Origin of the sequence: Mycobacterium sp., assembly GCF_032162605.1 — a bacterium.
Taxonomy (GTDB): domain Bacteria; phylum Actinomycetota; class Actinomycetes; order Mycobacteriales; family Mycobacteriaceae; genus Mycobacterium.
On the sequence record NZ_JAVROT010000616.1, the window covers coordinates 1 to 5383 of the forward strand.

The following is a 5383-nucleotide window of genomic DNA, read 5'->3' on the forward strand; positions in this document are numbered from 1 at the left end:
CAGCTCGGAGATGACGGCGTTCTCCGCCGACATCGCCTCGGCGTCCTCGATGAAGTCGCCGAGCGGGGCCTCTTCGTCACTGCCGACGGGCATGTCGAGGCTTACCGGGTCACGGCTGTGGGACAACAGGTCGGCGATCTTTTCGGCCGGGATGCCGGACTCCTCGGCCAATTCCTCGTCGCTGGCGTCGCGACCCAGGTTCTGATGCATCTCACGCTTGATCCTCGCGAGCTTGTTGACCTGCTCGACCAAGTGGACCGGCAGCCGGATGGTGCGGCTCTGATCCGCCATGCCACGCGTGATGGCCTGACGGATCCACCAGGTGGCGTACGTGGAGAACTTGAATCCCTTGGCGTAGTCGAACTTCTCCATCGCGCGGATCAGTCCGAGGTTGCCCTCCTGGATGAGATCGAGCAACGGCATTCCACGACCCGTGTAGCGCTTGGCCAGCGATACGACGAGTCGCAGGTTGGCTTCGAGGAGGTGGCGGCGGGCAGCCTCCCCGTCGCGAACCACGGCGACGAGCTCCCCTTTGCGGGTGTCACCTAGCCGCTTCTTGGTATCGAGCAGGTACCGTGCATAAAGCCCAGCTTCGATGCGCTTGGCGAGTTCGACTTCGTCGGCTGCGTTCAGCAAGGCAGTTTTGCCGATGCCGTTCAGATACACGCGCACAAGGTCTGCGGCTGGGCTCTGGGAGTCCAGATCGGTGTCAATACGGCTTGCGGTGGCGTTTGCCATTACGGCCTCCTGCTCTGCTGGAACTGTCATGAGCTTCAACGCTCCAGTCCCCAGAAGAGTTCCCGCAAGGCGCTGGTTTCACACCTTCTGACCTGCACTTATTCAATGTCGACCTGAGATTCTCCTAAGAATCGACGAAGAACTCTCACTTCACGGAACGTCGGGCTGCGGTTCTGCTGATTCCGGTTGCGGCGCGCGCACTCTGCGCGCCTCCAGCGCGGGCCGCTCGGCTGTGGGAAAGAGGGGGATGTGCCCACTTCCCCGATACCGCCGCGGTTCCTCGGCCCGTCGCGGGGGTCGGTCGTTGGCGATCAATACGGCAATCCACGGAAGGGGAATGGAGGCCACCAGGATGGCCAGCGAGATCAATCCGTTGTGCCAGATTCCGTAGGCGAGCGCCGCGCCCAACAGCGCGGGTATCCGCCACGACATGATCGTTAGGTACTTGCGCACCCGCTCGCGGTGCTGCTCGTCGTAGGGCTGCGCTGCGCGGGTTATGAGGACTGGTCGACCGTCGTCGTCGAAACTCAGCTCTGGGCCTTGTTTCATGTCTCTACTGTTCCACACTCTGACCCATGTGAACCGTCCGGTTTATTACCGCTTCCTTGCCAGGCACAATGAACGTCATGGAAACGCAGACCATCGAGCGCACCGAAACCGACGAACGCGTCGACGACGGAACCGATGACGACACACCCAAGGTCTTCCACTACGTGAAGAAGGACAAGATCGTGCAGAGCGCGGTCGAGGGCACGCACGTCGTCGCGCTGTGCGGCGAGGTGTTCCCGGTGACGAAGTCGGCCAAGCCCGGCTCACCGGTCTGCCCGGACTGCAAGCGGATCTACCAGTCGCTCAAGAAGTAGAAGCCGTCCTGCCGGGCACCTCAGCGGCTGCCCCGTCAGATCCCGCCGCCGGTCGCCCGGCCCTCCGTCCTGGCCTCGTCATCGGGGCCGAGTGGGCCATCGCCGTTGCGTTCGTCGGCCTTCTCCTCCAGCCAGCCCCTGAGTCGATTGGCGTGGGTGTCGGGCGCGGGCCACTCTTCTTGAATTGCGGCGTTGAGTTCGGCGCCCGTCATGATCGCGAAGCCGAGGAAGAAGGCGAACAACAGGAACGCGATCGGTGTCGCCAGCGCGCCGTAGGTGTATCCGGTCGCGGTGATCCACGTCAGATACACGCGAAGCCCCAACGTCGCGACTAGGAAGACCAACGCCGCAAGCACTGAACCGTAAAGCAGTCGGTGCGACGGGAGTGGCTTGGGCAATGCCACCCGGTAGAGGATGTTTACCGCGGCGACCAGACCGACGAAGAGAACGGGGTAGTAGCCGTAGCTCAGGAAGTACTGCCAACTCTGGGGGATGTGCTCGGCGACCTTCATCGGCCCGATTGCGAGCAACGGTGCCGTGGCGATGACGAATACCAACATGACCACGTACAGGCCGAGAGCGTAGAAGCGTTGGCGGACTGGATGTCGTAGCTCCGTTTGGTCGTGCGCCTCGACGACCGAGTCGACGAACGCAGAGACCGCTGACGAGCCCGCCCACAGGGAGATGACGAATCCGAGTGACACGACCTCGCCACGGGCGCCCGCCACGATGTCTGAGACCGTGGGTGCGATGATCTCGTTCACGACATTGCCCGAGAACAGGTTGGCTGCGGTACTGATCAAACGGTCTTCGATCGTCTTCAGGGTCGCCGGACCGAACAGCGGCGCAATGTAGGCGAGACTGCCGAGCATCCCGAGCAGCAGTGGTGGCAGAGACAACGCACACCAGAACGCGGCCTGGGCCGACTCCGAGAAGATGGAGTCGTCCCAACTCTTGGCCACAGTTCGCTTGGCGACGTGCCAGAAGTGGTGCCGGGAGGGCCTCGCCGGCGAATGCTGGTCGGTCATGACCACACCAGCATTCACGACTGCCCGCCCGCGTGCGCGCAGTGGTCGGTCAGTTTGTGTCCGTCAGGACTGGGACTGGCTGGTCTCCAACACCGCGGCCAGTTCGACCAGCTTTGCCTCGTGCTCATTTGCGTGGTGCTGGCAGAAGAGCAGCACGGCGCCAGACGGGAGCTTGGCAACGACACGGGCGGCAGCGCCGCACCGATCGCAGCGATCAGCCCGAGTCAGCTCAGGGCTGGTCAGAGTTGCGTTCATGGCGCCTCCTCCATTTCTGCTACGTGCGTAGACCTACTGTGTCAGACGTTTTTGCTTCCGGCCTTGTTCCCCCGTCGTTCACCGGTGTGTCGTGTCTCACGCGACCTCGAAGTTGCGCCACGGGCACACTGACCGCATGATCCCGTCGCCGCGAGAACTGATTCACCTCTGCACCACCGATGAGTGGGAGGGTGCCAAGGATGCCGGTGAGCGGCGGCCGCCATCCCTGGAGAGCGAAGGCTTCGTTCACCTTTCGGCCCCCACTCAGGTGCATCTGCCGGCCAATCGGCTGTTCGCGGGCCGCACCGACATGGTTTTGCTTCGCCTGAATCCGGATCTGCTCGGCGCGCCCGTGCGGTGGGAACCGGGCGTGCCGACCGACCCGGCGTCGATGACGTTCCCTCACCTGTACGGCCCCTTGCCTGTCGCAGCTGTGACGAGTGTCACGACCTACCGGCCGGGGCGGGATGACAGGTTCGCCGAGTTGCCTCCATCCGATACATAGGCGTCGACCTCGATTTCGACGTGAAGGTCGGGCGAGATCAGTGCGGAGACCTCGACCATCGTGGCAACGGGAAGCACCCGACCGAACACCTCGGCGTGGACGGCCGCGACGTCGCGCCAGCGCTCGATGTCGGTGATGAACATCCGCGTGCGCACCACGTCGGCGAGGGTGGCGCCGGCCTCGGTCAGCGCACTCTCGATGCGGCGAAATGCTGCCCGCGCCTGGGTGGCGACGTCGTCGCCGGGTGCGGTGGTCCCCGCGACCACGACGAGCGGCCCGACCCGAACTGCGCGCGAATATCCGACCTCGGTCTCGAACGCCGATCCCGACGAGACGTTGATCCGGTGTGGAGTCATGACTGTGCCGGGACGGCTTCGACGAGTGACATCGGCCCCGCGGCCGGAATGATCCTGGTCTGCCGAAAACCCACGCGGGACAAGAGGTCTGCTTGCTCGGATGCGGTGCGTTCACGCCCACCGGTGTGAACCAGCAGTTTGCCGTCGGTCGCGATCGCGATACGGATGTTGCGCAGGATCAGCAGTGACTCGTCGTCGTCCCAGTCGTGGATGATCGTCTTGAGGAGGTAGGCGTCAGCACCGTCGGGTACCGCCTCGAAGAAGGATCCACCCGTGACGGTGCATCGTTCGGTGACTCCCGCCGCGTCCAGCGCAGCTCCGGCGCCCTGGCCTCCGCCGACGTCGGCGATGCCGAGTTTGGTCTCCAAGAGTGCGACGTTGGCGGGTACCGCCGACCGGCTCGCCAAGTCGAGTACCTGGCGGACGCGGCCGATTCCGGCGATCAGCAAGGCGGGTGGTGCTTTCACGGTGTCGGGCATGGTTTGACGATATCGGCAGCCTGTGAGAGGTCTGTATGGCCAGACGGGTTCACGCACGCGATCCATGGGGTCTACCTACACTGACCCACCGTGGGAATTCTTGCCGGCCTTGCGCCGTGGATCGTGTACTGGGTACTGGTCGGCAACGTTCCATTCACGACCGCTGTGCTGGCCGCGCTGGCGGTCGCCGTGTTGTCGTTCGCGGTCGGACGCGTCAGGGGCCGATCGGGAAAGACGCTTGAAATTGGAGCCATCGCCACGTTTTCGGTGTTGACGGTGTTGACGTTCGCCGTGAGCGAATCGTTCATGGAACGGTGGATCCAGCCGCTGAGCAACGCAGGCATCCTTCTGGTCGCGCTGGTCGGAGTTCTGATCGGTAAGCCGTTCGTGCGGGAGTTCGCCGAGAGGGAGCAGCCGGCCGAGGTGATCGCCAGCGACCTGTTCGGGCGGATTACGGCCGTACTGACGTGGGTCTGGGTCGCTGCGTTCGCCGGGATGACCGTGTCATCGGCGATCCCGCCGATGGTGCAGGGCGATGCGACGATTCTTGACACCAAGATGCCCCTGTCATTCGTCTGCTATTGGGTGGTTCCGTTCCTGCTGCTCGGTGGCGCTGCAGTTGCGTCGCGCCTGCTGACGGAGCGGATGGTCGCCGCTGCCTCGAGCCCGGACACCGTCCGCCGCACTACCTTCGTCGCGTTCCGCGAACTGGCCATCGACGAGTTGTACTACCTGGCGCGGGAGAAGGTCGAACGTGAGGTCGGTGCGGGGATGGAGGCGTACGACGTCAACGTCGGCAGCGTGGGAGTGCCCCTGACGGGCGACGAGTCCCGTGAGTCGTGGCCCGCGACCTACAAGGTGCGCGCGCGCCGGTAGACGCGGGGCGGGTCGCACCCCTTGCGTTATTGTCACGCTAGCTTCGACGGCCGACCTGCGACGAGCTCGGTGGATCGGCCCCTAGCGAGGCGTCAGAACAGTCGCATCGGCCACATTCGCGTTGACCAACCGAGTTTTGGCAATGCCGTGAGCAAGCGGGGTCGATTTCGAGATTGTTGCGCTTGCGCTCCCCGCCAGGTGGTGGCTGAGGCAACACCTGCTGGCTGTTCGGGGAGGGCAGCACAGGGCTCGCCACCGCCGTCAGAAGGCGATGAGCCTCCTG

Annotated in this window: 9 protein-coding genes; 3 read left to right on the forward strand and 6 right to left on the reverse strand. The window is 64.2% G+C overall.

Annotated features, from left to right (window positions below; translation table 11 throughout):
• Both QOI01_RS35320 and QOI01_RS35325 read right to left on the reverse strand, forming a co-directional pair.
• On the reverse strand, positions 1-768 hold a 768-nt coding region (locus tag QOI01_RS35320; RefSeq protein WP_526388766.1), incomplete at its 3' end, for a sigma-70 family RNA polymerase sigma factor.
• 120 nt (positions 769-888) lie between these two features.
• Positions 889-1287, reverse strand: coding sequence for a DUF3099 domain-containing protein (locus tag QOI01_RS35325; RefSeq protein ID WP_526388768.1), 399 nt, complete (start codon positions 1285-1287; stop codon positions 889-891).
• Between the two features lie 77 nt (positions 1288-1364).
• Here QOI01_RS35325 and QOI01_RS35330 point away from each other — a divergent pair, with 77 nt between their 5' ends.
• Positions 1365-1601 (forward strand): DUF3039 domain-containing protein, encoded by a 237-nt coding sequence (locus QOI01_RS35330; RefSeq protein ID WP_526388770.1) that lies wholly within the window; start codon positions 1365-1367, stop codon positions 1599-1601.
• A gap of 35 nt (positions 1602-1636) precedes the next feature.
• On the opposite strand, the gene QOI01_RS35335 is transcribed toward QOI01_RS35330, so the two are convergent.
• Both QOI01_RS35335 and QOI01_RS35340 read right to left on the reverse strand, forming a co-directional pair.
• Positions 1637-2629: a YhjD/YihY/BrkB family envelope integrity protein gene (locus tag QOI01_RS35335; RefSeq protein WP_526388772.1), complete on the reverse strand. Its 993-nt coding sequence runs from the start codon at positions 2627-2629 to the stop codon at positions 1637-1639.
• Positions 2630-2692: 63 nt separating this feature from the next.
• Positions 2693-2884 (reverse strand): DUF7455 domain-containing protein, encoded by a 192-nt coding sequence (locus QOI01_RS35340; RefSeq protein WP_526388774.1) that lies wholly within the window; start codon positions 2882-2884, stop codon positions 2693-2695.
• A gap of 136 nt (positions 2885-3020) precedes the next feature.
• On the opposite strand from QOI01_RS35340, the gene QOI01_RS35345 reads away from it, so the two are divergent.
• Entirely contained in the window at positions 3021-3389 is a 369-nt protein-coding gene (locus QOI01_RS35345) for a DUF952 domain-containing protein (RefSeq protein WP_526388776.1), read from the forward strand.
• On the opposite strand, the gene QOI01_RS35350 is transcribed toward QOI01_RS35345, so the two are convergent.
• The gene (locus QOI01_RS35350; RefSeq protein WP_526388778.1) at positions 3335-3745 is read right to left on the reverse strand and encodes a RidA family protein; all 411 of its coding nucleotides are present in this window, start codon (positions 3743-3745) and stop codon (positions 3335-3337) included. The two genes, QOI01_RS35345 and QOI01_RS35350, sit on opposite strands and share 55 nt — an antisense overlap.
• On the reverse strand, positions 3742-4224 hold the full coding sequence (locus QOI01_RS35355; RefSeq protein ID WP_526388780.1) for a methyltransferase: 483 nt from the start codon (positions 4222-4224) through the stop codon (positions 3742-3744). The genes QOI01_RS35350 and QOI01_RS35355 overlap by 4 nt, the downstream gene beginning before the upstream one ends.
• Positions 4225-4314: 90 nt before the next feature.
• Here QOI01_RS35355 and QOI01_RS35360 point away from each other — a divergent pair, with 90 nt between their 5' ends.
• Entirely contained in the window at positions 4315-5100 is a 786-nt protein-coding gene (locus QOI01_RS35360; RefSeq protein ID WP_526388782.1) for a hypothetical protein, read from the forward strand.
• Positions 5101-5383: the final 283 nt, after the last annotated feature.

Excerpts from the sequence above, each read along its gene's own strand:
- QOI01_RS35325 (WP_526388768.1), bottom strand. The coding sequence starts at position 1,287 with ATGAAACAAGGCCCAGAGCTGAGTTTCGACGACGACGGTCGACCAGTC.
- QOI01_RS35330 (WP_526388770.1), top strand. The coding sequence starts at position 1,365 with ATGGAAACGCAGACCATCGAGCGCACCGAAACCGACGAACGCGTCGAC.
- QOI01_RS35335 (WP_526388772.1), bottom strand. The coding sequence starts at position 2,629 with ATGACCGACCAGCATTCGCCGGCGAGGCCCTCCCGGCACCACTTCTGG.
- QOI01_RS35340 (WP_526388774.1), bottom strand. The coding sequence starts at position 2,884 with ATGAACGCAACTCTGACCAGCCCTGAGCTGACTCGGGCTGATCGCTGC.
- QOI01_RS35345 (WP_526388776.1), top strand. The coding sequence starts at position 3,021 with ATGATCCCGTCGCCGCGAGAACTGATTCACCTCTGCACCACCGATGAG.
- QOI01_RS35350 (WP_526388778.1), bottom strand. The coding sequence starts at position 3,745 with ATGACTCCACACCGGATCAACGTCTCGTCGGGATCGGCGTTCGAGACC.
- QOI01_RS35355 (WP_526388780.1), bottom strand. The coding sequence starts at position 4,224 with ATGCCCGACACCGTGAAAGCACCACCCGCCTTGCTGATCGCCGGAATC.